Origin of the sequence: Mesobacillus persicus (assembly GCF_900109925.1) — a bacterium.
GTDB classification, from domain to species: domain Bacteria; phylum Bacillota; class Bacilli; order Bacillales; family Cytobacillaceae; genus Mesobacillus_B; species Mesobacillus_B persicus.
Genome location: NZ_FOBW01000012.1, coordinates 28,682 through 54,146 on the forward strand (window position 1 = coordinate 28,682; position 25,465 = coordinate 54,146).

Genomic DNA, 25,465 nt, shown 5'->3' on the forward strand with positions numbered 1-25,465 from the left:
CATGGGGACGGTTCTAGTGCTTCCATTGTGAAAACCCCTCTGCCTCTAACTAGCATCCATTTGGATAGCTACCTAGAGACAGAGGGGCTTTTTTCTATCTATACTCATATATTCTATATCGGAGATGAAGTTTAAATTGGCGGGGAAAACATTGAATATAAGCAGAGTGATAATAAAATGATCAGTACTTTTTTCATAGGATCCTCCCGGATACTAAATCGTTTTATATCATTCTAACATAGCAGGCACCTAGGTGCGGTTGGTAACTAATTGTAAATTGCGTCGAGTTGTCGCTAAATATTTTCATAATAGTTAACATGAGAGTCACCTTATTACCAACGCCCGTCTTTTGGTATATTTATAATCAATGTGGAAAGACTATAAAATTAAGAATATATCCTTTTTCAGTATGAGGTAGAGAAATGGAAAATCGGTACAATTGAGGAAACCCCTATTAATGAAGCGTGTTGTAGGAAAGGAAGGAAAAACATGAGTAAAACGATAGCAAACCTAGCGGATATTATAGATGGCATGGAAACAGCCATGGATGGTTGGAGCCATTTCTTAAGTCTCAAGACTGGTGAGGTTATTTTTATTCAAGAAGGAGAGCTAAATAAGGCGGAGGAAGTAGAGTCTTATGAAGATCTAGAAAAATGGGAGCAAGAAGATTTGGAGATAGCGTTTGATGTAGTTGAAAACTTTGAAGACTATCTTGAGCTGCCCTCAAGCTATGATATTAATGAGTATGAATTTATGCGGGATTTTTGTTTTTTAGTTGAAGATGAGCGAGCTAAAAATGACCTGTTGAATGCGATTCAGGGAAGAGGTGCCTTTCGACGGTTTAAAGATAGGGTAGCCTGGCTGGGGATGTTGGATGAATGGTATCAGTATCGGAATGGTCGATATCGAGAAATCGCAATCGAGTGGTGTGAGGAGAATGGGGTTGAGTATAGGGAAGGAAGGGTGGTACAAGGCGAATAAAATGGATGGGTAGCGGGCTAGTCTCTATTTCTCCAGATTGAACTTGGAAGAGATGCGGCTAGTCCATGCTCACTGATTAGCTATTGGTGAGATAATTAAAAAAGGGCCTTTCACTTATCCTAGTGAAAGGCCCTAGCTTTGAGGCTTTTTTTATTCAGCTACGTTCGCCCATTTATATTCGTATGTTGCACCGAATGGGTTTACAAATACTCCGTCGACTCTTGGAGAAACCAATTGTGCTCTTGATGCTTGGTAAACTGGTGCGATTACGGCATCATCGAGTAGGATTTTCTCTGCTTCTAAGAAGTTGTTGTAACGTGCTACGTTGTCTTGTGCAAGAACTGAAGCTGTGTCAAATACTAGTTTGTCATAATCTGGGTTAGAGTATCCAGTCCAGTTGTTCCCGCTATCTGTTGTAAATAGATTCATGAATGTGAATGGATCTAGGAAGTCAGGGCCCCATCTTGTTAATTGAAGTTCATATTCCATGCTATCGTCTAGGTCAAGACGTTGCTTTTTCGGAACTTGTTTGATGTTAACCGTTAAGCCTTCTAAGTTCGTTGAAAGCTGGTTTGCTACGTATTGAACGAGTGTTTTTGTTGTTTCATCGTCATCTGCAAGGAACTCAAGTTCCACTGCATCTGTGCCTAACTCTTCAAGGCCTTTAGCCCAGAATTCTTTTGCTGCTTCAAGGTCATAAGCGCTAAGGTCACCACTTACAGCACGGAAGTCTTCACCTGTTTCAGGCATTGGTGTAAAGTCTGCTGGAACAAGGCCGTTTGCAGCAATTGATCCGTTGTTTAAAATTTCGCCTACTAAAGCATCTTTATCGAATGCGCGGCTGATCGCAGCACGAATATTTTTATTTGCTAAAGCATCAGATGATTCTTGGTTAAACTTCAAGAAATAAACGAATGTATCAGCTGATACTAGGTAATCTTCATCAGTAGAATACTGGTCTACAAGGTCAGAAGTTAAGTCAATACGATCAACTGTGCCTTCTTCATATAAACGTAGAGCGGTTTGTGGGTCTTTTACAACTTGGAAAGATAATTTATCCATTGCAACTGTTTCTGCATCCCAATAATCCGCGTTCTTCACAAGCTCCCAAGAGTTGCCTGTGCTATCCCAGTTTTCAATTGTGTAAGGTCCGTTTGCAACTAGGTTTTCTGAACCGATTGCAAATTGGTCACCTTGTTCTTCAACAAACTTTTGGTTTAATGGTAAGAATGTTCCAAATGTAGTTAATGTTTCAAAGTATGGTGTTGGGTTTTCTAATTCTACAACTAATGTGTAGTCGCCATCTGCTTTTACTCCTAGTTCTTCAACAGGAAGTTCGCCTTTGCTTACAGCTCCAGCGTTTTTAATCACGCCACTCATCATATATGGACCATATTCTGATCCTACGTCTGGATTAACAGCACGCTGCCATGCATAGACAAAGTCATGAGCTGTTACAGGGTCACCATTTGACCAAACAGCGTCTTCACGTAATGTGAAAGTCCAAGTTAGAGCATCATCACTTACGCTGTGCTCAGTCGCAATCCCTGGAGACGGTTGTGTTTTTTCATCTAAGCGGTATAAACCTTCCATTGTTGCAGCTAAGTAGACGAATGAAGATTCATCTGTAGCGAGTGATGGATCCATAGAAGGAATCGCTTCTGGGTTTGTAAAGTTAAGAACCTTTTCCCCCGATGCAGCCTCTTCTTTTGTTCCATCATCTGTAGCCGGCGTATCCGCAGGCTCATCACCGGAACATGCAGCTAATAAACTTAGCAGCATTCCAAATGTTAAAACTAAAAACCAATTCTTAAGTTTCAATTCCTTTTCCCCCTATTAATTTTTTCTAATTCTGAATATTATCCCTATATAGAATTCTCAAAAACTATAAACCTGATTATACTCACTAGCCAGCACATTTGTAAAGTGATTTGTTAGGTGATTTCAAATTTTTTGATAGTTTCGGGGACGGTTCTCCTGCTTCCTATTGTAAAATAGCAAAACGATTTGGATAACTAACTAGATTTACTTGATTTTATGCTGAGGGTTTCGGCGGATGTAATCAAACATCTTTAAGGAACATCAAACCCATATTCAAAATATGAGGGGGGAGAAGAAAATAGAATCTAAAAATTTATCACATAATATATGAAGAACTTTGTCGACAGATACTAGTCTAACTGGTTCATTAATGGTGCTATAATGTAAGGTCGATAATTAGGCAATGTCGAATGGAATGGGTAGTCCATATACTATTAACTCAGGTGGCCAGACGGTATTCTATTGGTCCTTATTGAAGAAACTTCTTACTCTGAGATGGGCAGGAGGGTGTAATTCTTCTTAGTTAATACGGTGTAATAGCGAATATTTATGGGGGAGGGGAATAAGCTTAGGCGCTTATGGGGGGAGATTCAGATTCCCAGGAAGCGCGAGAACCGTCCCCATAAAAAAAGGCCGTGACAAAGGGGGGAGTCACGGCCTTTTACTCTAATTATTGAATTGCAGCTTCGATTTCTTTTACCATTTCCGCCACTGATGTAAGTCCGCCACCGGATAGGTACCAGAAGTCAGCGTTTAGGTAAACGACATTGTCGTTTTTAACAGCACTAATGTTTTCAACTAGCTTGTTTTCAACAATTGACTTCGCAGATGATTGTCCGCCTTCTACAACTGAACCACGGTCAACGATAAATAAGTAATCTGGATCTTTCTCAACTAGATATTCAAATGAAATATTTTGTCCGTGAGTTGATACTTCGATTTTTTCATCTACTGGTTTTACTCCAAAGACATCGTGAAGGATTCCAAATCTTGATCCAGGACCATAGGCACTGATGTTTCCTTCATTTGCTAAAACAATAAGACCATTTTTGCCGCTCGCAGTTGCTTTTTCATTCAAGCCAGTAATTGCTTCTTCAACTTTAGCAATCTCAGTTTCTACTTCTGCTTCCTTACCAAAGATTTCTCCAAGTAGGTTTGCATTTTCTTTGTAAGAATCCATGTACTTAGTTGTGTCAAGTCCCATGAAAATAGTTGGAGCGATTTCGCTGAACTCTTCATATGAGTCTTGCTGTCTACCAGAAATAATGATTAGATCTGGTGCCATTTCATTGATTGTTTCAAAGTCAGGCTCTTTCAGTCCGCCAGCATTGACATATTTCTCATCATTAAACTTTTCAAGATAACCTGGTAACGATTGTTTTGGAAGACCCACAACTTCAACACCAAGCTTATCTAATGAATCAAGAACACCATAATCAAAAACAACAACCTTTTGTGGATTTTTCTCAATTGTCGTTTCCCCTAATTGGTGAGTAATCGTTAATGTTTCCGGTTCTTTCGCTGTTTCTTTCTCAGTCTCACTAGCATTGCTTGCTGAGTCTGTTGTACCACACGCAGTAGCGAAGAGCGCCACTATTAGGATAAGTAGGATTGCTTGCCATTTTCTTTTCAATGTTTTCACCTCATGAATGTTATTTAATAACTTAATAACTAAATGATAATGATTTTCAGTATCATCTGTCAACAATATTTTAGAAAAATCTCATTTTAAATTTTGAAAGTTAACAATTAAGACACATTATCTTGGGGACGGTTCTCTTGCTTCCTATTTTAATATAGAGGGTAACTGGTGGAAGAAAAGGTCAAATCGGTGGCTTAACTTAAGGGGCTGGTTGGTTGATACGTTGCCATAAATTTTGGTATTAACAAGTTGTGAGGAAGCAGAAGAACCGTCCCCTCGCTTCCATTTTTTTGTAGCTTATTAATTTCGATTGACAAGAACCTGAGGGGGGGATTATTATGAGGTTCATAAACTAAATATCTGGTGAGATTTATCTCCGTTTCTTATAAAGTTTCCAGATTACTAGCTTGTTTTTTGTTGATATTAGTTCATATGAAAAGGGTGATTTAAATGGGAAAAACATCTTGTAGGTACGTAGTTAATGCTTTAGGTAAAGGCGGGCAAACCTATTTAACCCAATGTCATGATAAACATGAACTAAAAAGTTGGATCAGCCAACACGAACATGATCTAGTAATGGAGGAACTAAAAATTATTGATAAGAAAAAGCATCCGTTATTAAAGCTTTTTTCAATGAAATTTTAAACTAGTTAAAACGAGTCATTCCTTTTGGAGTGACTCGTTTTTAGTTCGTGGGGACGGTTCTCCTGCTTCCTATGATGATGTGGTATGATAGGGATGTTTATAAAAGGCTGTTTTCGCATCTATTGTTGGTGAAATTCTGAGGCCGATTTTAACGTAAGAAAAGCAATTCTGTCTGTTACAATGGAAATTTGTAAGCTCTTTTCTAATAATTGGTGGCTATTTTATGGGTATAGATAACTAAATACCCTAGACAGGTAGTAATCAGCTTAATAAAATGCAATAAAATTAGAGTAAAGCGTGTTATAAAATCAATGTTATGAGGTTGAAGCTGATGAGTAGTACGATTTCGGATATTGCTAAGATTGCGGGTGTGGCAAAGAGTACGGTTTCGCGGTATTTGAATGGCGGCTCAGTTGGGGATAAGACGAGGAAGAAGATTGAACAGGCCATCAAGGAAGCGAAATATACGCCCAACCCGTTTGCACAGAGCTTGAAAGCTAAGAAAACAAATATTATTGGCACGATTGTCCCGCGCCTTGATTCGTATGCTTCCTCACAAACCTTAATCGGCATTGATGAGCAATTAAAGCGATTGAATTATCAGATGCTGATTTCCAATACGAGTCAAAGTTTAGAACGCGAAATTGAAAGCATTTATAGCTTCGCCAATCAAAAGATGGCGGGGATTATTTTATTGGCAACGGAGATAACGGAGCAACATATCGAGGCTTTTGAAGCAGTTAAGGTGCCGGTCCTATTGATTGGCCAGGAGCATCCTGAAATTCATAGTGTGATCCATGATGATTTCCATGCGGGCTATGCGATGGGGCATTATATTCTTGAGAAAGGCTACCGCGACATTGCCTATTTGGGCGTGACGGAGAGGGATATTGCCGTAGGGGTGAAGCGGAAGCATGGGTTCAAGAAAGCGATGGAAGAGGTTCAGCAGGATTGTCATGTTCACTATTATGAGACTGAGTTTAACATTCCAGCTGCGCAAGCTAAGGCGCGTGAGATTATCCATGATCACCAGCCGCCGATTTTTGTCTGTGCAACGGATAATATCGCTCTGGGGGTTCTGAAAGCTGCCTATGCTGAGGGATTGTCGATTCCAAAGGATCTAGCCGTCACGGGGTTTGGAGGCTACGAGGTCACGGAAATCATTCATCCCAGCTTAACGACCGCGAAGTTTTTTTACCAGGAAGCTGGTGAAACAGCCGCAAAGCATATCGTAGAGCTTGTGAATGAACGCTCGGTAGAAAAATTAACCATCTCTAAATTTAAAATTATCGAGCGAGAAAGCGTTGACATAAATTTAAAACATGGCATATAATACAGGTAACGAAACCGGTTCCAATTGAGGTGAATACTTTCAATTGATATCGGTTTCTCTATAACCGAGATATTTTTTTAGATAAAAGTGGAACCGGTTCCTATAATGTGGGTTTTATTTTTTACTCGCTGTTGGAACCGGTTCCGCAAAAACTAGAAACTGGATGTGGGGCAGGGCTTTTTAAGAAGGAAGCAAAAGAACCGTCCCCAGTTAGAGGAGGATCATAATGGATCATAAAAAGATTGCGCAGGAGTTGTTGGTGGCGCTTGGTGGTCAGGAGAATGTTGCGGCTGCGGCGCATTGTGCGACTCGTTTGCGGCTTGTATTGAATGATGAAAGTATTGTGGATAAAGCAACGCTTGATAGTATGGATGTTGTGAAAGGGACCTTTTCGACAGGTGGTCAGTTTCAGGTGATTCTTGGTTCAGGAACGGTGAATGAGGTTTACAAGCATTTTGCCGAGCTCTCTGGTCAAACCGAAATGTCGACGAGCGACGTTAAGGATGCGGCTTCGAAGAAATTGAACCCGCTTCAACGCTTTGTAAAAATGCTATCGGATATTTTCGTACCTATCATTCCAGCGATTGTTGCCGGCGGTTTGTTAATGGGGATCAATAATATCCTTACCGCTCCAGATTTATTTATTGAAGGAAAGTCATTGGTTGATGCCAACCCTGAAATGGCGGATCTAGCGGCGCTGATAAATACATTTGCCAATGCTGCCTTTGTATTTTTACCGATACTAATTGGTTTTTCAGCCACGAAACGGTTTGGAGGAAATCCATTCCTTGGCGCGACACTCGGGATGTTGATGGTTCACCCAGATTTATTGAATGGCTACAACTACGCGGCTGCGGTGCTTGATGATTCTGTACCAGTATGGAACATTTTTGGCTATGAAATTGAAAAGGTAGGCTATCAAGGGTCTGTGCTTCCTGTCCTTGTCGCGTCTTACATTCTAGCAAATATTGAAACTTTCTTGCGTAAAAAGGTCCCATCTGCCTTAGATAACCTTTTAACACCGCTCTTTTCAATTTTTATCACAGGTCTTCTAACATTTACATTTGTCGGTCCATTAACACGTTCAGCAGGTGATTTACTGACGAGTGGAATCGTTTGGATGTATGACACAACTGGCGCCGTCGGTGGTTTGATTTTTGGTTTGGCTTATGCGCCAATCGTTATCACCGGGATGCACCATAGCTTCATTGCTGTTGAAACTCAGCTCCTTGCTGATCTCGCCAAGACGGGCGGATCGTTCATCTTCGTTATTGCCGCGATGTCGAATATCGCTCAGGGAGCTGCGACACTTGCTGTTTTAAAAACAACAAAGGATGCAAAGGTAAAAGGAACGGCTTCTGCTGCTGGAATCTCCGCCTTATTAGGGATTACCGAACCAGCGATGTTTGGTGTGAACTTGAAGTTGCGCTATCCATTCATCGGGGCCATCATTGGTTCCGGCGTCGGTTCTGCGTTTGTCACATTCTTCAAGGTAAAAGCAACCGCCCTAGGTGCAGCAGGTCTTCCAGGAATTATCTCGATTCGTCCAGATACAATTGTTTCATATATTATCGGGATGGCCATTGCTTTTGCGGTAGCCTTTGTGGTCACGATTATTTTAGCTAAAAGAGATGCAAAAAAAGCGATGAAACAATCAGCGTCAGAACAGGCAGCCGCGTAAAAGGCTGTTTCCCAAAAGTCTGAAACAAAGTTTAAGGTTATAAAGAAGAGGAGAATCTTAGGGTTCTCCTTGATTTATTTAGCATTAGCTAAGGCGTCTAATGGCCCTTTTGCTTTTCAAATAGGAGTGAGACAGCATGGAATGGACAAAAGAGCAACGATACAGGAGCATGGATGATGTTACAGACGAGGAGATTCAGGGTTTAGCCCGATTGGTAGACCAATGTCCGTGGCGTCAGACTTTTCATATTCAGCCGGTGACGGGGCTTTTAAATGACCCAAATGGTTTTGCTTATTTTAACGGAGAATATCATTTGTTTTATCAGTGGTTTCCGCTTGGACCGGTCCATGGGTTAAAGCACTGGTATCATACGAAGTCCAAGGATCTTGTGCATTGGGAAAACGTTGGCCTTGCGATTGAGCCGTCGAATGAGTTCGACAGCCATGGGGCTTATTCTGGCAGTGCGATCGAGCATAATGGCAAGTTGTTTCTCCTATATACGGGAAATACTCGTGATGAAAATTGGAATCGGCACCCGTACCAGTGTTTAGCGGTGATGGATGAAGATGGAAAGGTGACGAAATTGGATGCGCCGGTGATTGCAAATGTTCCTGAGGGCTATACCGAGCATTTTCGTGACCCTAAGGTTTGGAAGGCTGGGGATGAGTTTTATACAGTGATTGGTGCTCAAAGAGAGAATGAGACGGGGTGCGTGGTTTTCTATCGTTCGCACAATTTAAGAGATTGGCAGTTTGCTGGTGAAATGAAGACTGAGCTTGGCGAAGACTTCGGTTATATGTGGGAGTGCCCAGACTATTTTGAGCTCGATGGTCAAGGGGTGTTTGTTTTTTCACCGCAAGGGTTGGAACCTGAAGGTGATTTTTATCAAAATATTTATCAATCTGGTTATGTTGTTGGTCGCTCGCTAGATTTAGAGACTGGTGAACTCTCTCATGGGGCTTTTCATGAGTTGGATCGTGGCTTTGATTTTTATGCACCGCAAACGACGGTAGATGCTCAGGGACGCCGGATTTTAGTCGGTTGGATGGGCTTGCCGGAGATTGATTATCCGACTGATAAAAATGGCTGGGCCCATTGTTTGACGTTGCCCCGCGAGTTATCTGTGCGTGACGGAAAATTGATTCAAGAGCCGGTTGCTGAGCTAGAGTTGCTTCGTGGTGAAAAGGTCGAGGGCAGTGGCGTTCTGGCGAATGATTATCTTCCACTTGAAGGCTTTGAAGGGGAAGTGTATGAACTGAACGTTGAATTCTCTGGAAGCAGTGCCGCTGAGTTTGGCGTGGAGCTACGAGTTGGTGAGGGCGAAAAGACGGTGATTAAATATGATGCCGTTGCGAAGAAAGTCGTGTTTGACCGTACCCATTCTGGGCAAGCTTTTGCTGAGGAGTATGGAACCGTACGTAAGTGTAGCTTAGAAGCTGAGACGATTTCGTTCCGCATCTTTGTTGACGCCTCTTCCGTTGAAGTGTTTGTCAACGATGGCGAGGAAGTTTTTACAGGAAGGATTTTTCCTGGTAAAAATAGTACAGGAATTCGCATATTTGCTCATGGTGGCGAAACAAATGTGAAAGCTGTTAAGTGGGACATGGAGAAATAGGGCTAGCTGAGTTTAGCTGCCCTTTCCGGTTAAGATAGGGGTCGCTCCCCTCGTCCGGATATCAAGATGTGAGGTGTTAGAAATGGGAAAACTGTTTTCAATTGGTGAGGTATTGATTGATTTTATCCCTCATGAAAAAGGGGTGGCCTTAAAGGACGTAGTCTCGTTTGAGCGAGCTCCGGGTGGGGCGCCGGCCAATGTGGCTGCTGCGGTTGCCAAGTACGGTCAGAAATCGGCGATGATATCTAAATTAGGGAAAGATGCGTTCGGTGACTTCTTAGTTGAGAAACTTGAAGAGGCTGGTGTGGAGACGGATAAAATCTACCGCACGGAGGAAGCGAATACGGCCTTAGCCTTTGTCTCGTTGAAGGAAAATGGAGAGCGAGACTTTTCCTTTTATCGCAACCCATCGGCAGATTTGCTTTTAGACGAGGAAGAAGTTCATTCTGCGTGGTTTGAAGCAGGGGATCTTCTCCACTTTTGCTCAGTCGATTTAGTTGAGAGCCCGATGAAGCAGGCGCATAAAAAAGCGATTGCGGCTGTGTCGGAGGCAGGAGGGCTTGTTTCGTTTGATCCTAACGTTCGTCTGCCATTATGGAAGCGAGCGGAGGACTGCCGTTCTGCGATTTTGGAATTTTTACCGTTAGCGGATATTGTAAAGGTGTCTGATGAAGAGCTTGAATTTATCACTGGGATAAAAGATGAGGGGAAAGCGATTCAATCATTGTTTGTTGGGAAAGTGAAGGCGGTTGTCTACACGAAAGGCGCTGACGGCGCAGATTTATACCTGAAGGGGGATAAGTTCGAGTCTAGTGGCTTTTCTGTTGAACCCGTTGACACGACCGGTGCAGGCGATGCATTCATCGGCGGGTTGTTGTATCAATTGCTAGAATTACAGGCAAACCCAGGCAACGTCGAGGAAGTACTGCAGAATCATCAAGCAAACATCCTCCAGTTCGCTAACGCCAGCGGAGCCCTCACCACAACAGGAAAAGGAGCCATATCCGCCCTACCAACCCTAGAGCAAATTCGTGCATTGATTGGGTGATGATTGGGGACGGTTCTCTTGCTTCCTTCTAGGAAGCAGAGGAACCGTCCCTACTTTTATTTCTTAGGAATTTCGCAGCCGTCATCGTCACAGACGGCGTTGTCTTGTCCGTTAAGGACGGTGACTTCGTCTGCTTCTGCGATGACTTTTTGTAGTGCTTCTACGAATACTTCGGTAGGTTGTGCACCTGTAAGGGCGTATTTATTATTGAAGAGATAGAACGGAACGCCGGTAACGCGATACTGCTTCGCTAGCTCTTCATCCGCACGGACTTCATCCGTCATCGCATCACTTGCAAGCATTGCAGTTACAGCTTCACGCTCTAATCCAACTTCTACTGCCAACTCTGTTAATGTCTCATGGTCGCCAATATGTTTGGATTCTGTGAAGTACGCTTGTAGAATTCGTTCGGTCATCTCGATCATTAACCCTTTGGTTTTCGCGAACATCGTCAAACGGTGGGCGTCAAAAGTATTGGTTAAGATGAGGGTATCCATCTGATAATCTAACCCAACTTCTTTTGCCATACGCACCATGTTTTGGGTGTTAGCTTTCGCCTGTTCGATACTCATCCCATACTTTTGAGCTAAGGCTTCATACATGTTTTTGTTCACGTTTTTCGGCGTGTTCGGGTCCAATTCGAAGCAACGATAAGTAACCTCGAAAGGGTGATCTATTTTCTTAAGGGCGTCCTCCAGACGCCTCTTGCCAATATAGCAAAATGGTCAAGCAAAATCAGTCCACATTTCAATTTGCAACATGATCTGTTCCCTCCAATCAATTAATCACCTCTAGTATATCTATTATTCCCTTGTTTCACTAATAATTGGTTTGGGGACGGTTCTTCTGCTTCCTCAATTGGGGATATTTGGATTGCCGAATAACTCAGGGGCCATGGAGGTAATTTGCACCGGAAAGGTTGTACTTCTATAGAGGGAAAATGTCGCCTCCAGCTTGGATAAGTTTCTTGATGAACTTAAGAGGATTTTGTATGATGTTGTCGAATGTTTATATCTGTAACACTTCTATTATCTCTTCTACAATCCTACAGTGTGTTTTATCTCCTAGTTAAAAATCTATCATTTCAAGGTGTGTCCAAATTCAAATTTTCAATTTCAATTCAAAAAGAGTAAGCGTAGGCGAAGGTTTTTTTACTTCTGTCTTTGTACGCGGAAGCAAAAGAACCGTCCCCATGCTTCCGGGGAGTGATGTTTGATGGCTCGTGGGCCTAGGGTGAAAAGTGAGAGTGGAATTTATCATGTTATTTGGAAAGGGGCGAATAGGCAGGAATTGTTTCATGATGAAGAAGACAGTGTTGTGTTTTTCAACTTTATCGCAAAGTATAAGGTTCGAGCGGAGTTGAAGGTTTTTGCTTGGTGTTTTATGAGTAATCATGTACATCTCTTATTAAAAGAAGGCAATGAAGACTTAGCAGTGACTTTGAAACGGTTGGGTGTTAGCTATGTCTTGTATTATAACCGGAAATATGACACAACCGGGCATCTCTTTCAAGATCGCTATCGAAGTAGGGCAGTCGAGGATGTTGGCTACTTACTAAGAGTCATCCGCTATATACACCAAAATCCAGTAAAAGCAGGTCTAATCAACCGGGTTGATGACTGGAAATGGAGTAGCTGTCAGGATTATTACGACTTTAAAAATGGACTTCGAAAATTGGTTGATCGGGATTTCGTTTACGAGCTGTTTTCAGATCAGCCAACCGTTGCTAAGGAAAAGTTTAAAGAATTTAATGAGCTGGCACCATCTAATCAAGATGATTCATTCCTCGATGAAGGGGTCAAGAAGAGGTTAACAGATGATGAGGCGCGGATAGAGATAAAGAATGTTTTAGGTTTGGTTGAGATAGCTCAAGTCAAGGGCTTACCGCGTCTACAAAGGGATGAAGCGTTACGTAAAATTAAAAAGATAAAAGGAGTGACGCAACGTCAGGCTTCGAGAATTGTAGGTGTTTCAGTTAATCTTATTTATAAAGCTTAGGAACGGGGATTTTCTACGTCCTTTTTTTAAAAATGTTCGCTCACTATTACACGAGACTATGGCTATGGCCAGACCGAAATCATCTAATTTGGGCCATCCCTTCGATCCGTAGGCTAACTCCCGGTATACTATGTCTATCAACTACGGTTGAAACAAGGTGCCGATGTCGAAGATGAATAGGGACGGTTCTTTTGCTTCCAATTTGGAAGCAAAAGAACCGTCCCCATGCTCCAACATTTGTGGTAATCTAATGAAAGATTGATTTCGTAGTGAAAGGATTGAGCGTGTGTTTGAGTGGCGAAATATTTATAAAGGCATGATGATTGGTGCGAGTGATGTTGTTCCGGGTGTTAGCGGTGGAACTATCGCATTATTAGTAGGGATTTATGAAAGGTTAATTGAAGCAATAAACGGTGTGTTAACGAAGGAATGGAAAAAGCATGTTACCTTCTTAATTCCTGTGGGATTAGGCGTGGGTATCGCGATTTTATCATTAAGCCATCTATTGAGCTGGCTGCTTGAAGTCTTCCCCCAACCGACCTTCTTCTTTTTTCTTGGATTGATTTTTGCGATTATCCCAACTTTGTTGGTTGAGGCTGATTATAAAAAAACCTTTGGCGCTAGACAGTATGTATTGTTACTAATCGCTACAATAGCTGTGGCTGCGACGGGTCTTGTAGGGGACGAGCAAGGGGTGGTCATGACCAATTTGGCTTTGAGTGATTATCTGTTTCTGTTTTTTGCGGGCTGGTTAGCGAGCTCAGCAATGATTTTGCCAGGAATAAGTGGCTCGATGGTGCTTTTATTATTGGGAGCTTATGTGACCGTGATTGAAGCGATTAAATCCTTGAATTTCTCGATAATTCTTGTTGTCGGCTTGGGAGTCGCCATTGGTCTGTTATTAACCAGTAAACTGATTCGTTATTTATTTTCTCATTACCGGGCTTCGACTTATGCGATTGTGACAGGCTTTGTTGTCGGTTCGATTTTTGTCGTTTACCCTGGTTGGCCTGCTGACGTTCTGCTTATGACGATTAGCGTTCTTGCGTTCATCTGCGGTTTTGCAGCTGCTTATTTGCTTGGGAAGGTAGAGAGGGAATAAGAAGCTAGCCTTTCATAAAATAAAATTCGAAGGTCTTTCACTTTCTAAAGTGGAAAGGCCTTTTTTTATGCGATAAGAAGCATCTTGTGTTTACCCCGGTCAATGAAGATTTTCCATCAAAAAGGTTCCTCTCCAGATAGCAGAATACGCTCTAATTGAATATTTAATTCAATGAATTTAGATTTTTTGAAACTTTATAATGTTATAATCGTATAAGAATATATAACTAGTTATAGATGCAGGGACGGTTCTTTTGGGAAGCAAAAGAACCGTCCCCAAACTTCGAGGGGGGAAGAGCGAGTGTTTGAATTTGTTGGTGTGCTTATGATTTTGATTCCGATTTTGGTGATTGCGGCTCTTGGGGGTGTTGGTTACTTCTTTTGGGTGAGGTTTCGGTACCGGACAGCGAAATCGAATGAAGCTTTGATTATTACAGGCCCTAAGTTAGGGGACCCTGAGAAAGATACGAATATTTTTACTGATTCAGAAGGCCGTTCGATGAAGATTATTAGAGGGGGCGGTTATCTCCTCAAACGTTTTCAAACTTCAACGCCTGTTAACCTTACATCTTTTCAGTTAAAGCTAGCAACACCTAGAGTGTACACAAATGGCGGCGTGCCGATTGTGGCTGATGCTGTTGCGATGGTAAAAGTAGCGGACACCCTCAACGGAATCGCTAACTACGCCGAGCAATTTTTAGGTAAAAAGCAAGAGGAGATTGAATCTGAAATTATTGAAGTGCTTGGAAGTAATCTGCGTGCGATTCTTTCAAAGATGACGGTAGAGGACATTAATAGTGATCGCGAGAAATTCAATCATGATGTCTCGGAAATCGCCCAAAAACAATTAGACTTAATGGGGTTCAAAATTACCTCGCTCGGTTTGACGGACATTCGTGATGCTGATGAGGAGAATGGATACTTAGAAAACTTAGGGCGACCAAGAATCGCTGAGGTTCGCAAGCAAGCGGAAATCGCTGAGGCGAACAGTGAACGAGAAACTCGTATCCACCGAGCGAAAAATGAGCAAGAAGCAAAAGAAGAAGAATATAAGCGTCAAATTTCTGTCGCTGAATCGAAAAAAGAAAAAGATCTACAAGACGCTGCTTTTAAAGAAGAAACAGAACGTGCTCGTGCGAAATCAGAGCAATCTTATGAGTTAGAGAGAGCCAAATTATCGAAGGAAGTAAAAGAAGAAGAACTACGCCTTAAATTCCTCGAGCGTGAACGCGCCGTTAAGCTGGAGGAAGAGGAAAGTAAGGTTCGTAAAACAAAAGCGGACGCTGAATACTATGAAACCACACGTAAAGCGGAAGCCGAAGCCCGTAAAGCTCAAATTGATGGGGAAGCGAAGGCGAAAATCCGCAGAGAAGAAGGTTCCGCAGAAGCAGACGTTATTCGCGAACGCGGGAAAGCGGAAGCCGAGGCTCGTAAGCTTTTAGCGGAAGCAATGGAAAAACACGGTGACGTCATTATCACAGAAAAACTAATTGAAATGCTGCCAATCTTCGCTGAAAAGATTGCTCAGCCACTTAACAATATCGACTCTGTGAAAATTATAGATTCCGGAAACGGCCAAGGCATCCCATCTTTCGGGAAAAGCATCACAAAAACAATGGTCGATATGCAAGAACCTTTGAAAGAAATGACTGGGATTGATGTCGCAGAGTTAATGAAGTCCTATGCATCAAGGTCAAATGGAAACAGCAATCACGTGACCATTACAGACAGAACGCAGAATGGCAACGCAGACCCTGAAGTAATAATAGAAGATGAAACCCAAAAGTAAAGAATAGCAGGAAGCAAGGGGACGGTTCTCTTGCTTCTTTTTTTTGTAATTGCATTCCAATTAGGAAGCAAGAGAACCGTCCCTATGCATCATTGGCAAAATAATCCACATGTTTTACTATTTTCTTTTTAGTATAATGAACGTAAATGACGAACAGAAGTTTAACCGTTAGGGCTCTGTTATTTGTTTGAAAAAAGGCAAATCTATCGAAAGGTGGAGACGCAAAGTTACAGGTCTAAGGTATTTTACTAGGACGGCTGGGCTACCAAATGGGGAATGGAGAATAACTCAAAAGTTTGCTAGAGTTGATTCTATTCTTCCTATTTATAATGGGGGGATTTTTTTATGTCAAAAAAGCACTTTATCTTTAACAAAAATGTTCGCAATGTTCTTGCGACAAGTGTTGTAGTTGCTGCTATTGCATTTTCGTTTGGAACGGGATCGGCGTATGCGGATGAGCATGAGCATGAAACAGTGACGGATACTCAAGTAGAGCAAGTTGAAACCGTTCAACTTGATGAAACCACTGACACAACGACAGAGTCAACGGATGAATCATCAAGTCAGGATGAAGAAACAACGGAAAGCACGGATGAATCAACTGATGTTGATCCAGAAGCGGAAGTAGTTGAAGAAGATCCTCCTTCCTTATTGCCTGATGACTTCTTTTACTTCGCGAAAAAGCTAATGGAGAATGTTCAATTGGCTTTAACGTTTGATGAAGTGAAAGAGGCTGAGTTGCTTGCTTCATTTGCTGAGGAACGGATTAAAGAAGCTGAAGCGTTACTTGCTCTAGGGGAAGAAGAGTTGGCCAATGAAATTCTTCAGGAAGCGATTGAACAACAAGAATTAGCTTTAGCAAAATATGAGCAAGGTCTACCTGCTGAGGAAGAAGATGCGAGTGCAGGTGACTCTGCCTTAGAAGAGGTTCCTGTTGATTCAATCCGTGCGGAGCTGGAAGCGAAATTCTCTGCCAATATTCTGGCGTTACAAGCGGCTCTTGATAAGGTAGAAAGTCCGCAGGCAAAAGCGGCGCTTGAAAAAAATATCGTTAAAGCGCAAGAGAAATTAGAAAAGAAACTAAATAAAAAATTGGCCAAGCTTGAGGAAAAAGAGCAAGAGGCAGAAGAGAAGCTAGCTGAATTAGAAGCAAAGTTAGCAGCTGGTGAAATCAGTGAAGAGAAATATAACGAAGAGCTTGCTGAACTAAATGAAGAGTTAGCAGAAGAACAAGCAGAACTTCTTGAAGACCTCAATGAAGAGGTGGATGAAGTTGTAGAAGAGGCGCTTGAAGATGCAAACGACGTTGATGAAGATGAAGATCGTGTCGATGCAGTAGCTACTAAAAAAGACGAAGGCAGTAAAGCAGAAGAAAAAAGGCTAGAAGCTGTGCAGAAACAAGAGGAAGCTACTAAAAAGGATGAGAAAAAACAGCAAGAAGCCTTAAAGAAGCAAGAAGAAGAAGCACAGAAGCTTGCTGAACAAGAAAGTAAAGAAGCGAAAAAACTTGGAGAGCAAGCGAGAGAAGAAGCTAAAAAAGCAGAAGAGCAACAGCGTGAAGCATTGAAGAAACAAGAAGAGGCCCGTAAAAAAGCAGAAGACCAACAGCGTGAAGCATTGAAGAAACAAGAAGAGGCCCGTAAAAAAGCAGAAGAGCAACAGCGTGAAGCATTGAAGAAACAAGAAGAGGCCCGTAAAAAAGCAGAAGAGCAACAGCGTGAAGGTTTAAAGAAACAAGAAGAGACTCGTAAAACAGCCGAAGAACAAAAACAAGAAGCAGCGAAAAAGCAGGAAGAACAGAAAAAGGATAAAGCTGAAAATTGAGGAAATAGTTAGGGTCTATCACTTTTGTGATGGACCTTTTTAGGTTTTGAAAGTAGAGGGTTAGTCCAATCTAAGGATAAAAAGAGTGTGGATTGCAAAATTATTTTAAAGGAAAGAATGATAAAGGCAACGTTAATTACAATATCTTTCTACGAGTGTACATACTATATCTGTAAGGAGCGTGTTTTTATGAAAAAAAGTTATTTAGGCCTCGGAATTATAGCGGCGATCATCATTGCTGTATTGGTTATGTTTGTCCCTAGCTATAATAATTTCGTTAGTTTAGAGGAAAATGTCGACAAATCCTATGCGCAGATTGAAAATCAGTTGCAAAGGCGGCTAGATTTGATTCCCAACCTTGTTAATACAGTAAAAGGTTACGCGGCTCACGAAGAAGAAGTGCTGACAGCGATTGCGGATGCACGCGCTAGGCTTGCAGGTGCTGGATCGCCTGAAGAGGAAGCCACGGCCAACGCAGAACTTTCAGGTGCGTTAAGTCGATTGCTAGTTGTTGTTGAGAATTATCCAGATTTAAAAGCAAATCAGCAGTTTGCTCAACTAATGGATGAATTAGCGGGCACGGAAAACAGAATTTCGGTGGCGCGAAAGGATTATAACGACCAAGTAGCGGAATACAACAGCAGGGTCAAACGTTTTCCAGGTGTAATTGTCGCCAATATTACTGGATTTAATGAAAAGGAATATTTCGAAGCAGATGAAAGGGCGCAGCAAGCACCAGAGGTTGACTTTGGGGGCACTGACTAATGACTGTGAAACGGGTTTTCAGCATAGTTTTGGTGGTTTACACCTTGTTCCTTTTTGTGGGGACATCGGCATCACATGCTGAAATTCCAGCTCCTGTTGGGGATATTTATGTCCAGGATTTTGCTGGTGTTTTAACCGAGCAGGAGAAGATGGAAGTTAGGAGTTTTGGAAGATGGATTGAGGACCAAACGACCGCACAAATTGCGGTGTTAACGGTGGATTCCATTGGAGAGACGACGGTTGAGGAATATGCGAATGAAGCCTTTCGCCAATATGGGATTGGGGGTACCGAGGAAGATAACGGGGTTTTACTGCTCATTGGGATGAACCCTTCGCCAGGGATGGACGTTAGACCTTTGCGAATTGAAGTGGGTTATGGTTTAGAAGGACGGCTGCCGGATGGCAAAGTAGGTAGGATTCTTGATGAAATTACGATTCCTTACTTGCAGAATGATCAGGTTAATACCGCGATTATTGAAACCTATAAAGTACTAGCCAATGAGGTTTTGGCTGAATATGGGATTGAAGAAGGCCAACAGCAGGTCGAACAACCTTATCAGCAGACAACGGTGGATGAGGGATTCGGAATTCCACTATGGTTATTAATACCGATTATCGTGATTGTCGTGGTTTTAGATTTTAAGTATTTTGGAGGTTTTCTTACTCATCTGCTACTTACCATCTTGTCTCGTGGAAGAGGTGGTGGGGGTGGCGGCCCTCGCGGAGGCGGAGGAGGATCTTCAGGTGGCGGTGGCGCAAGCCGGGGTTGGTGACGGGGAATCTTACCTGCCCTTATAAGTTTAATTCGGCCAAATCAAGCTATAGGACAGATTTGTTGAAATAAACGAACGAGTTTGATGTGTAAAATGAACAAGTTCCGATACCATATACAGTATGTGCAACAAAACACCACCTGATATGAATTTTATTTAACTTTAAATCCAGAAAATAAGTCGGTTCTTGCTAAAAACCTAATGACTATACTAGTAAAGGACATTATTGGGGGGTATTTTTCTATATGCTTGGCCATTAAGCCACGATTTAAAGGGAAATTCATTTAGAAATACCCCCTATTTGAAGGTGATTTTCTACTAAGGACTTTTTTATTCCCTGTAATGGACATTATATTCCCGGTTAGACAAGGTTTATTCCTAGTACAGGGAATAAATACCATACGCCGTACCGTATCATTGAAAACGAACATTAATCGGCGGCGAATTTTATTCACCTTAAATTCAAAAATCAGCGTCCTTTTCGCTTTAAAGCCCTAATGACTATACTAGTAAAGGCACTAACTAAGCCCCTTTCGCTATGTATATGGGTCCCCTCGAAGGGAAATCTAATCTCATCAAATTGAAAGGAGACTCCTATGACCAATTTGGACAAAGATTTTCCGGTTGCAAACCTAGATGAAAGTCAGCTTGAACAGATTGAATCGCTCGAAAGCGAGCTTCGTAAGCAAACAAATGAAAATATCGTGTTAATTGCTTATGATGAAAAAAATGAAAGAAAATAAAACGCAAGTATAAAAGCGCTCCTCGTCCCATCGAGAAGCGCTGATTTTATGCAGCAGGCGACTGCATGAATATTAGGTAATATTTTTATATGAAATTTTATAAAGAGCGTTAAACTGTGCCAATCTATCTGATTATCCCTCCTTTCTTAGTTGAATTTAATTCTTAATCACCCGGACCTATAAAGGATAAATTCGACGGAGAACATGACCTCACTTTTCTCTTCACGTCCTCGATTTGTATTCGGATTAAGCTTGAAACTCTGTCTCGCTGTTTGCCTATTAAGGAGCCGGCTTGTTCAAGCTTCCTAGACTCACTTTTCACCTTTTCCATTGTTTTGACCATCGTCATTACTTTCACTTTCATCACTTGGATAATCTTTCGGACTTCGATTCCTTTGGAAGTGTTGGATCCTGCAGGAACTTTTGGCTGTAGCATAATTAACATCATACAATCACTACCTTTCCGAAAAGATGCTAGGGTTTTTGTTTCCCTGTGCTTAGTAATTCCAGATATCAGGTGGCAATTCCTTTTAAAAGATGCACCCTTTTCATCGTCATTTTCCTGTTAAAACTGGCGTTTCTCTAGCTTTACTGAGTAATTTTGAGGAAATCCACTATCAAATCAGGTGGGATGCTGCAATAAGTTGCTGGAATTTATCGTTCACTTTGGGGACGGTTCTTTCTGCTTCCGCCAAGGAGCGGAAGCGAAAGAACCGTCCCCATGCTTCCTTTTAAGTGGTAAAATGATAATAATTAGTTGAACTATGCCTGGTGGGTATTGGCAAATCTTTTAGTGGGGGGAAAGGAGCATGGTTGGCGTAAAGTCGGTAAAACTTGATGGCGAGAGTATCTATGTTTTTAATAGTGCTATTTATCTTTTTGAATCCGCTTCCTCTTGCTCTTTAGAGTTGGGTCTTATCGTTAGTGAAGTCGCTTTTAAGAAATATAAGGATATGGAGAGTCTAATCGTAGAGATTGAATTGGATGATGGTAGGATTCTCAGTTCGTTTATGTACCTCAGAACGTTGCCAGGTAGACTGCCGCAAATTAATTTATTCTGTGAATTAGATGAAACGGAGAATTACGAAGGGTTTCATAGCGTAAGCGAAAATGATTCTGTATTTCCGAATATTGAAGAAGGCATAACGCTAGAGGACATTAGGAAAGTAGAAATGCCAAATGAAAAGGCCACATTAAAATTAACCTTGCCGATTGATCAAGTAGAATGGTTGAAAAATCAAAAGGCCAGTGATTTAAATTCTATTTTTAAGGACCTAATCTATGTTTATATGAACAAACAAGCAAGGGAAGAACACTAACCTTTAGCCTCGGAAGCTAGGCTTAAATAACTAATCTAAAAGACTTGGAGTGTTTAGGATGAACTTATTCAATCTAGAAGGAAATGTAGCTTTAGTAACAGGTGGGAATCGAGGACTAGGTGGTGCAATGGCCTATGGACTGGCTGAGGCTGGTGCTGATATTGCGATTGTTCAACGGTCCAGTGAAGAAACAGAAGTGGTCGAGCGCATTAGAAGCTTGGGCAGAAAATGTGAAGTGTTTTCATTTGATTTGTCCGAAACTAGTAAAATAAAAGACCTAGTTGCGGCTGTAGTCGATCAGTTTGGCAAGATTGATATTTTAGTCAATAACGCAGGTGTTCAAAAGCGTTCCCCAGCGGTTGAGTTTTCTGAAGAAGACTGGGATTTTGTGAATGATGTTAATTCTAAGGCCGTGTTCTTCCTGTGCCAACAGGTTGGGAAGCGGATGATTGAACAAGGCAAGGGGAAGATTATCAACCTGGCCTCGCTTCTATCTTTTCAAGGAGGAATTACCGTTCCAGCCTATGCTGCTTCAAAAGGAGCAGTTGCGCAATTCACTAAATCCCTTTCGAATGAATGGGCATCTAAAAATATTAATGTTAATGCCATCGCACCAGGATATATGGCTACCGACATGAATACGGCTCTCCTAAACAACGAAACACGCAATCGTCAAATTTTAGAAAGAATCCCTGCAGGTCGTTGGGGACAGCCAGATGACATGGTCGGTGCCGTCATCTTCCTCGCCTCCAATGCTTCCAATTACATCAACGGAGAAACAATTACCATTGACGGCGGCTGGATGGGCAGATAAGGGACGGTTCTTTTGCTTCCATACTTGGCGGAAGTGAGAGTTTCTACATCGGGAATCTCCTTTTCAGCAGTTTGTCGAATAGTTTTCCTATGTTTCAACCTCCTAGTTTTTTATAATGAAAGAGTATTCAGAAAACAAGATCCTGAGGAGGAGAATAATTGGCAAAATTTATCGTTATGTACGAAGAGCCGAAAGATAAGGATGGGTTTGAGAAGTATTATAATGAGGTACATATTCCGATGGTGGAAAAAATACCGAATGTACAAGGAGCGAATGTTCATCACGTCTTGAAGACGTTGAACAAAGAGGAACCTTTGTATTTGATCGCTGAGCTTGTATTTGAGAGTCCAGAGGTATTGATGCAATCCCTTGCAACACCAGAGTTCCAAGCTGTTCAAGCAGATGTTAAGAACATAATGGAATATTTAAACAAGCCACCAGTTGTGGCGCTTGTTGATTAAGGAATGTTAGGAGAAGTGTTTATGCACTTCTCTTTTTTTTGGCCCTTTTTTCAAAACAAATTATCCCCAAACAATACGATTCTTTTATGGGGAATGAGCGAGCGTGCAACAAGATTTAAAAGCAGAAACTAGTTATTCCTGCGTTAAAATAAGCTTTAAGATTTTAGCCACAAATCCTTTATGTGGTCATTTAATGAACAAATCAGTAGAATCCGCAGGTCAATAATTGATAGAGGGTACCGCTGGGCTCTGGACTTAAGAAGCAGAAGAACCGTCCCCTTGCTTCCTGTGACAAGTGTCACAGTGTTGGAAAATTCTTCATTTTTTGTTCATTGTACGGGGGTTTTAATAATGATAATCTTTATCACATAGAGATGTTCGTGTGGTGTGACCAGACTATAAAAGTAGGTGGGACTGTAATGGTGTTATCAAAGGTAAAAATCGGTCAGACCGTTGTTGTTAAAGGGATTGAGGGGAAGGATAAGATGAAGAAGTTTCTTTTTTCATTAGGGTGTTATGAAGGGGAAGAAATTACTTTGATCTCTGTTCTAGCTGGGAATTATGTCGTGAATATTAAAGATAGTCGTTATGCGATTGATGCGAAGATGGCCAAATCAATCATGATTGAAGCGTAGGTTTCTAAACATATTTATACTAGTCTGCCCTAATATGCTAAGCGATTTAGCATATTACTATTTTGTCTAATATTGATAATGATTCTCAATAAACTTAATATAACTAAGGAGCTATGAAGATGAAAATTGCTTTAGCAGGCAACCCGAATTCAGGGAAAACAACATTGTTTAATAGGTTGACAGGAAAATCGGAGTCGGTAGGCAACTGGTCTGGTGTGACGGTCTCTGTAAAACAAGCTGACTTGAAGAAGAAGTATCAACCGATGGACAGGGCGATTCAAATCGTCGATCTACCAGGTGCTTACTCGATTTCTCCGTTTACAAGTGAGGAAGCAATCACTAGAGACTTTATCCTCGATGATGCGCCGGATGTCATAATTAATCTTGTTGATGGTGCGAATGTCAGTCGAAGCCTATATTTCACGACTCAGCTTCTAGAGTTGGGAATTCCCGTGGTCGTTGCCCTCAACAAAAGTGATATTTTAGCTAAAAGAGGAGACAAGCTCGACCTAGCTGCATTAAGCAAAGAGTTAAACTGCCCGGTTGTTCCGATTGCAGCCGCACTGGAGGAGGGGTTAGCTGAGTTAATTGCTGTAGCGGTTAAACTTATTGACCAAGAGAGTCGTCAGGTTACTCCTCAGTTTTTAAAGGATGATGTAGTAGATGAAGGTCTCACCAGACAAAGGGTTGTGACAGAAATTTTAAAGAAGTGCCAAGTGAAGAAAAACGTTGCGAGCACGATTACCTTAACTGACAAGGTCGATCGAATCGTCGCACATAAGTGGTTAGGTTTGCCGATCTTTTTTGGAATTATGTGGGCTATTTTCTCATTTTCAATTGAAGGTCTTGGTGGATATCTATCGGGTTACTTAAATGATACTGTCTTTGGAGAAATCGTCCCGAATGCGGCGAATGGTTTTTTTGAGGCGTTAGGTGTTAGCCCAATCCTTCAAGCACTGATTGTTGAAGGGGCGATTGGCGGTGTGGGGGCAGTGATTGGCTTTTTACCCTTGATCATGGTGTTGTTTTTTTGTTTGTCCCTACTCGAGGATTCTGGCTATATGGCGAGAGTGGCGATCGTCATGGATCGCTTTTTTAAAAAAATCGGGCTGTCGGGCAAGTCGATTATTCCGATGATTGTTGGTTCGGGTTGTGCAATTCCCGGTGTTATGGCGACGAGAACGATTGAAGATATTAATGAGAAGCGAATGACGACGATCCTAACGCCGTTTGTCCCATGCGGGGCGAAACTGCCGATCATCGCGCTGTTTGCAGCGGTGTTTTTCCCGACGAGCACATGGGTTGGACCGAGTATGTATATTCTAGCAATTATCATGATTTTACTCGGTGGCCTAATATTAAAGAAGATTTTCGTTTGGGAGAACAGCTCTCATTTTATTATGGAGCTTCCAGAATATAAGATTCCTAGCTTTAAAAATGCGATTATCCAGATGTTCGATAAAGCAAAAGCATTTATTTATAAGGCGACAACCATCATTCTCGTGTGTAATACGTTTGTCTGGTTTGCGTCTTCGTATAGTTGGGGATTGAAGCCGGTGGAGGATCAGAGCTTAAGTATTCTCGCGTCGTTAGGGACGGTGATTGCGCCGATTTTGATTCCGCTTGGATTTATCGGCTGGCAGCTCGCCGCCGCTGCGGTCACAGGTTTTATTGCAAAGGAAAATGTCGTGGCGACGTTCGCTGTTCTCCTAGCGGTTGCTTCTGAAGACGCTCTGCATATGCCGGGCGGTGTGATTACTGAGTTTTTCACGCCGGTGACAGCGTTAGCTTATCTTGTGTTCAACCTATTTACGCCGCCTTGCTTTGCTGCAATTGGGGCGATGAACTCGGAAATGGGTTCGAAAAAATGGTTGTTCAAGGGGCTAGCTTTCCAATTTGGGGTGGGTTACACGTTAGCAATGTTGGTTACGCAAGTCGGTTCACTGTTGGTTTACGGAACTCCAGCGATTGGATTCATCCCGGCCATCGCCATTTCGATTAGTTTGGTTCTAGTTCTTGTTGTTATTATTCGGAGAGCAGACTTCAAAAGAGCTCAATTAGGAGTTGAAATGTAATGGTTGCAACGATTGTCGTTGGGTTAGCCTTTGCCATGATCTTGCTATTTGCTGTTAAAAAAGTATATTCAGACGCCAAAAACCAAAAATGCAGTTGCAGCAGCGCCTGCTCCCCTCAAACAAAATGTAGTTTGAAAGAATAATGCATGGGGACGGTTCTTCTGCTTCCTTTTAGGAAGCAGAAGAACCGTCCCTATATCTTGCCCCCTAAATCCATCAGACATTTCGATTCCACGACCTGAAAGTCTTATTCTGAAATAATAATATCCCACAACGAGTTTTGAGTTTACTTTTAGAAATAGTCATTAACCCCTCAACCTATCAAGCATAATTCATACAAACGTTTGATTAAATACTTATTTGTTTACGGAAAAAGCTTTCGTAGACAAATCATTCTTTGCT

Annotated in this window: 23 protein-coding genes and 1 riboswitch; of the genes, 19 read left to right on the top strand and 4 right to left on the bottom strand. The window is 41.8% G+C overall.

Annotated features, from left to right (window positions below; all coding sequences use genetic code 11):
* The first annotated feature begins 489 nt into the window (after nucleotides 1-489).
* A complete protein-coding gene (locus BMX30_RS16080) occupies nucleotides 490-981 on the top strand; it encodes a UPF0158 family protein (RefSeq protein ID WP_090747977.1) in 492 nt (163 codons plus the stop codon).
* A 150-nt stretch (nucleotides 982-1,131) separates the two neighbouring features.
* Here the strand turns inward: BMX30_RS16080 and BMX30_RS16085 are convergent, their stop codons facing one another.
* Both BMX30_RS16085 and BMX30_RS16090 read right to left on the bottom strand, forming a co-directional pair.
* Entirely contained in the window at nucleotides 1,132-2,802 is a 1,671-nt protein-coding gene (locus tag BMX30_RS16085) for a peptide ABC transporter substrate-binding protein (RefSeq protein ID WP_090747982.1), read from the bottom strand.
* 670 nt (nucleotides 2,803-3,472) lie between these two features.
* Nucleotides 3,473-4,435: a siderophore ABC transporter substrate-binding protein gene (locus tag BMX30_RS16090; RefSeq protein ID WP_170843911.1), complete on the bottom strand. Its 963-nt coding sequence runs from the start codon at nucleotides 4,433-4,435 to the stop codon at nucleotides 3,473-3,475.
* 459 nt (nucleotides 4,436-4,894) lie between these two features.
* Between BMX30_RS16090 and BMX30_RS16095 the strand changes: the two genes are divergently transcribed.
* The 5 genes from BMX30_RS16095 to BMX30_RS16115 all read left to right on the top strand — a co-directional run bounded on the left by BMX30_RS16095 (nucleotide 4,895) and on the right by BMX30_RS16115 (nucleotide 10,766).
* Nucleotides 4,895-5,089: a hypothetical protein gene (locus tag BMX30_RS16095; protein ID WP_090747985.1), complete on the top strand. Its 195-nt coding sequence runs from the start codon at nucleotides 4,895-4,897 to the stop codon at nucleotides 5,087-5,089.
* 331 nt (nucleotides 5,090-5,420) lie between these two features.
* A complete protein-coding gene (locus BMX30_RS16100; protein ID WP_090747988.1) occupies nucleotides 5,421-6,422 on the top strand; it encodes a LacI family DNA-binding transcriptional regulator in 1,002 nt (333 codons plus the stop codon).
* A 226-nt stretch (nucleotides 6,423-6,648) separates the two neighbouring features.
* Nucleotides 6,649-8,103, top strand: a complete 1,455-nt coding sequence (locus tag BMX30_RS16105; RefSeq protein ID WP_090747990.1) for a sucrose-specific PTS transporter subunit IIBC — start codon at nucleotides 6,649-6,651, stop codon at nucleotides 8,101-8,103.
* 136 nt (nucleotides 8,104-8,239) lie between these two features.
* Nucleotides 8,240-9,718, top strand: a complete 1,479-nt coding sequence (locus BMX30_RS16110) for a glycoside hydrolase family 32 protein (RefSeq protein ID WP_090747993.1) — start codon at nucleotides 8,240-8,242, stop codon at nucleotides 9,716-9,718.
* Nucleotides 9,719-9,800: 82 nt separating this feature from the next.
* On the top strand, nucleotides 9,801-10,766 hold the full coding sequence (locus BMX30_RS16115) for a carbohydrate kinase family protein (protein ID WP_090747996.1): 966 nt from the start codon (nucleotides 9,801-9,803) through the stop codon (nucleotides 10,764-10,766).
* A gap of 56 nt (nucleotides 10,767-10,822) precedes the next feature.
* Here the strand turns inward: BMX30_RS16115 and BMX30_RS16120 are convergent, their stop codons facing one another.
* The gene (locus tag BMX30_RS16120; RefSeq protein WP_342028081.1) at nucleotides 10,823-11,479 is read right to left on the bottom strand and encodes a DsbA family oxidoreductase; all 657 of its coding nucleotides are present in this window, start codon (nucleotides 11,477-11,479) and stop codon (nucleotides 10,823-10,825) included.
* A 502-nt stretch (nucleotides 11,480-11,981) separates the two neighbouring features.
* Between BMX30_RS16120 and BMX30_RS16125 the strand changes: the two genes are divergently transcribed.
* The 7 genes from BMX30_RS16125 to BMX30_RS23605 all read left to right on the top strand — a co-directional run bounded on the left by BMX30_RS16125 (nucleotide 11,982) and on the right by BMX30_RS23605 (nucleotide 19,759).
* Complete coding sequence (locus BMX30_RS16125; RefSeq protein WP_090747999.1) at nucleotides 11,982-12,764, top strand: transposase; 783 nt, start codon at nucleotides 11,982-11,984, stop codon at nucleotides 12,762-12,764.
* Between the two features lie 286 nt (nucleotides 12,765-13,050).
* On the top strand, nucleotides 13,051-13,866 hold the full coding sequence (locus tag BMX30_RS16130; RefSeq protein WP_090748002.1) for a DUF368 domain-containing protein: 816 nt from the start codon (nucleotides 13,051-13,053) through the stop codon (nucleotides 13,864-13,866).
* A gap of 324 nt (nucleotides 13,867-14,190) precedes the next feature.
* Entirely contained in the window at nucleotides 14,191-15,654 is a 1,464-nt protein-coding gene (locus BMX30_RS16135; protein ID WP_090748272.1) for a flotillin family protein, read from the top strand.
* 186 nt (nucleotides 15,655-15,840) lie between these two features.
* A riboswitch (cyclic di-GMP riboswitch) is annotated at nucleotides 15,841-15,924 on the top strand.
* Between the two features lie 75 nt (nucleotides 15,925-15,999).
* On the top strand, nucleotides 16,000-17,478 hold the full coding sequence (locus tag BMX30_RS16140) for a DUF5667 domain-containing protein (RefSeq protein WP_090748005.1): 1,479 nt from the start codon (nucleotides 16,000-16,002) through the stop codon (nucleotides 17,476-17,478).
* 189 nt (nucleotides 17,479-17,667) lie between these two features.
* Nucleotides 17,668-18,243: a LemA family protein gene (locus BMX30_RS16145; protein ID WP_090748008.1), complete on the top strand. Its 576-nt coding sequence runs from the start codon at nucleotides 17,668-17,670 to the stop codon at nucleotides 18,241-18,243.
* Nucleotides 18,243-19,016: a TPM domain-containing protein gene (locus BMX30_RS16150; RefSeq protein ID WP_090748012.1), complete on the top strand. Its 774-nt coding sequence runs from the start codon at nucleotides 18,243-18,245 to the stop codon at nucleotides 19,014-19,016. The genes BMX30_RS16145 and BMX30_RS16150 overlap by 1 nt, the downstream gene beginning before the upstream one ends.
* 596 nt (nucleotides 19,017-19,612) lie before the next feature.
* Nucleotides 19,613-19,759, top strand: a complete 147-nt coding sequence (locus BMX30_RS23605) for a hypothetical protein (RefSeq protein ID WP_170843912.1) — start codon at nucleotides 19,613-19,615, stop codon at nucleotides 19,757-19,759.
* Nucleotides 19,760-19,922: 163 nt separating this feature from the next.
* Here the strand turns inward: BMX30_RS23605 and BMX30_RS16155 are convergent, their stop codons facing one another.
* Nucleotides 19,923-20,207 carry a hypothetical protein gene (locus BMX30_RS16155; RefSeq protein WP_090748015.1) on the bottom strand — a complete coding sequence of 95 codons (285 nt, stop codon included), beginning with the start codon at nucleotides 20,205-20,207 and terminating at the stop codon, nucleotides 19,923-19,925.
* A 361-nt stretch (nucleotides 20,208-20,568) separates the two neighbouring features.
* On the opposite strand from BMX30_RS16155, the gene BMX30_RS16160 reads away from it, so the two are divergent.
* The 6 genes from BMX30_RS16160 to BMX30_RS16185 all read left to right on the top strand — a co-directional run bounded on the left by BMX30_RS16160 (nucleotide 20,569) and on the right by BMX30_RS16185 (nucleotide 25,206).
* Nucleotides 20,569-21,078 (top strand): hypothetical protein, encoded by a 510-nt coding sequence (locus tag BMX30_RS16160; protein WP_090748018.1) that lies wholly within the window; start codon nucleotides 20,569-20,571, stop codon nucleotides 21,076-21,078.
* 58 nt (nucleotides 21,079-21,136) lie between these two features.
* Complete coding sequence (kduD, locus tag BMX30_RS16165) at nucleotides 21,137-21,892, top strand: 2-dehydro-3-deoxy-D-gluconate 5-dehydrogenase KduD (RefSeq protein ID WP_090748021.1); 756 nt, start codon at nucleotides 21,137-21,139, stop codon at nucleotides 21,890-21,892.
* Nucleotides 21,893-22,050: 158 nt separating this feature from the next.
* Nucleotides 22,051-22,353: an EthD family reductase gene (locus BMX30_RS16170; protein ID WP_090748024.1), complete on the top strand. Its 303-nt coding sequence runs from the start codon at nucleotides 22,051-22,053 to the stop codon at nucleotides 22,351-22,353.
* A gap of 419 nt (nucleotides 22,354-22,772) precedes the next feature.
* Nucleotides 22,773-22,988 carry a FeoA family protein gene (locus BMX30_RS16175; protein ID WP_090748027.1) on the top strand — a complete coding sequence of 72 codons (216 nt, stop codon included), beginning with the start codon at nucleotides 22,773-22,775 and terminating at the stop codon, nucleotides 22,986-22,988.
* A 119-nt stretch (nucleotides 22,989-23,107) separates the two neighbouring features.
* Nucleotides 23,108-25,063, top strand: a complete 1,956-nt coding sequence (feoB, locus tag BMX30_RS16180; RefSeq protein ID WP_090748029.1) for a ferrous iron transport protein B — start codon at nucleotides 23,108-23,110, stop codon at nucleotides 25,061-25,063.
* The gene (locus BMX30_RS16185; RefSeq protein ID WP_090748032.1) at nucleotides 25,063-25,206 is read left to right on the top strand and encodes a FeoB-associated Cys-rich membrane protein; all 144 of its coding nucleotides are present in this window, start codon (nucleotides 25,063-25,065) and stop codon (nucleotides 25,204-25,206) included. Before feoB ends, BMX30_RS16185 begins: the two co-directional genes overlap by 1 nt.
* The last annotated feature ends 259 nt before the right edge of the window (nucleotides 25,207-25,465 follow it).

Excerpts from the sequence above, each read along its gene's own strand:
- BMX30_RS23605 (WP_170843912.1), top strand. The coding sequence starts at position 19,613 with ATGACCAATTTGGACAAAGATTTTCCGGTTGCAAACCTAGATGAAAGT.
- BMX30_RS16140 (WP_090748005.1), top strand. The coding sequence starts at position 16,000 with ATGTCAAAAAAGCACTTTATCTTTAACAAAAATGTTCGCAATGTTCTT.
- BMX30_RS16175 (WP_090748027.1), top strand. The coding sequence starts at position 22,773 with ATGGTGTTATCAAAGGTAAAAATCGGTCAGACCGTTGTTGTTAAAGGG.
- BMX30_RS16100 (WP_090747988.1), top strand. The coding sequence starts at position 5,421 with ATGAGTAGTACGATTTCGGATATTGCTAAGATTGCGGGTGTGGCAAAG.
- feoB (WP_090748029.1), top strand. The coding sequence starts at position 23,108 with ATGAAAATTGCTTTAGCAGGCAACCCGAATTCAGGGAAAACAACATTG.
- BMX30_RS16115 (WP_090747996.1), top strand. The coding sequence starts at position 9,801 with ATGGGAAAACTGTTTTCAATTGGTGAGGTATTGATTGATTTTATCCCT.
- BMX30_RS16155 (WP_090748015.1), bottom strand. The coding sequence starts at position 20,207 with ATGATGTTAATTATGCTACAGCCAAAAGTTCCTGCAGGATCCAACACT.
- BMX30_RS16105 (WP_090747990.1), top strand. The coding sequence starts at position 6,649 with ATGGATCATAAAAAGATTGCGCAGGAGTTGTTGGTGGCGCTTGGTGGT.
- BMX30_RS16110 (WP_090747993.1), top strand. The coding sequence starts at position 8,240 with ATGGAATGGACAAAAGAGCAACGATACAGGAGCATGGATGATGTTACA.
- BMX30_RS16150 (WP_090748012.1), top strand. The coding sequence starts at position 18,243 with ATGACTGTGAAACGGGTTTTCAGCATAGTTTTGGTGGTTTACACCTTG.
- BMX30_RS16135 (WP_090748272.1), top strand. The coding sequence starts at position 14,191 with ATGATTTTGATTCCGATTTTGGTGATTGCGGCTCTTGGGGGTGTTGGT.
- BMX30_RS16095 (WP_090747985.1), top strand. The coding sequence starts at position 4,895 with ATGGGAAAAACATCTTGTAGGTACGTAGTTAATGCTTTAGGTAAAGGC.
- kduD (WP_090748021.1), top strand. The coding sequence starts at position 21,137 with ATGAACTTATTCAATCTAGAAGGAAATGTAGCTTTAGTAACAGGTGGG.
- BMX30_RS16145 (WP_090748008.1), top strand. The coding sequence starts at position 17,668 with ATGAAAAAAAGTTATTTAGGCCTCGGAATTATAGCGGCGATCATCATT.
- BMX30_RS16185 (WP_090748032.1), top strand. The coding sequence starts at position 25,063 with ATGGTTGCAACGATTGTCGTTGGGTTAGCCTTTGCCATGATCTTGCTA.
- BMX30_RS16080 (WP_090747977.1), top strand. The coding sequence starts at position 490 with ATGAGTAAAACGATAGCAAACCTAGCGGATATTATAGATGGCATGGAA.
- BMX30_RS16125 (WP_090747999.1), top strand. The coding sequence starts at position 11,982 with ATGGCTCGTGGGCCTAGGGTGAAAAGTGAGAGTGGAATTTATCATGTT.
- BMX30_RS16160 (WP_090748018.1), top strand. The coding sequence starts at position 20,569 with ATGGTTGGCGTAAAGTCGGTAAAACTTGATGGCGAGAGTATCTATGTT.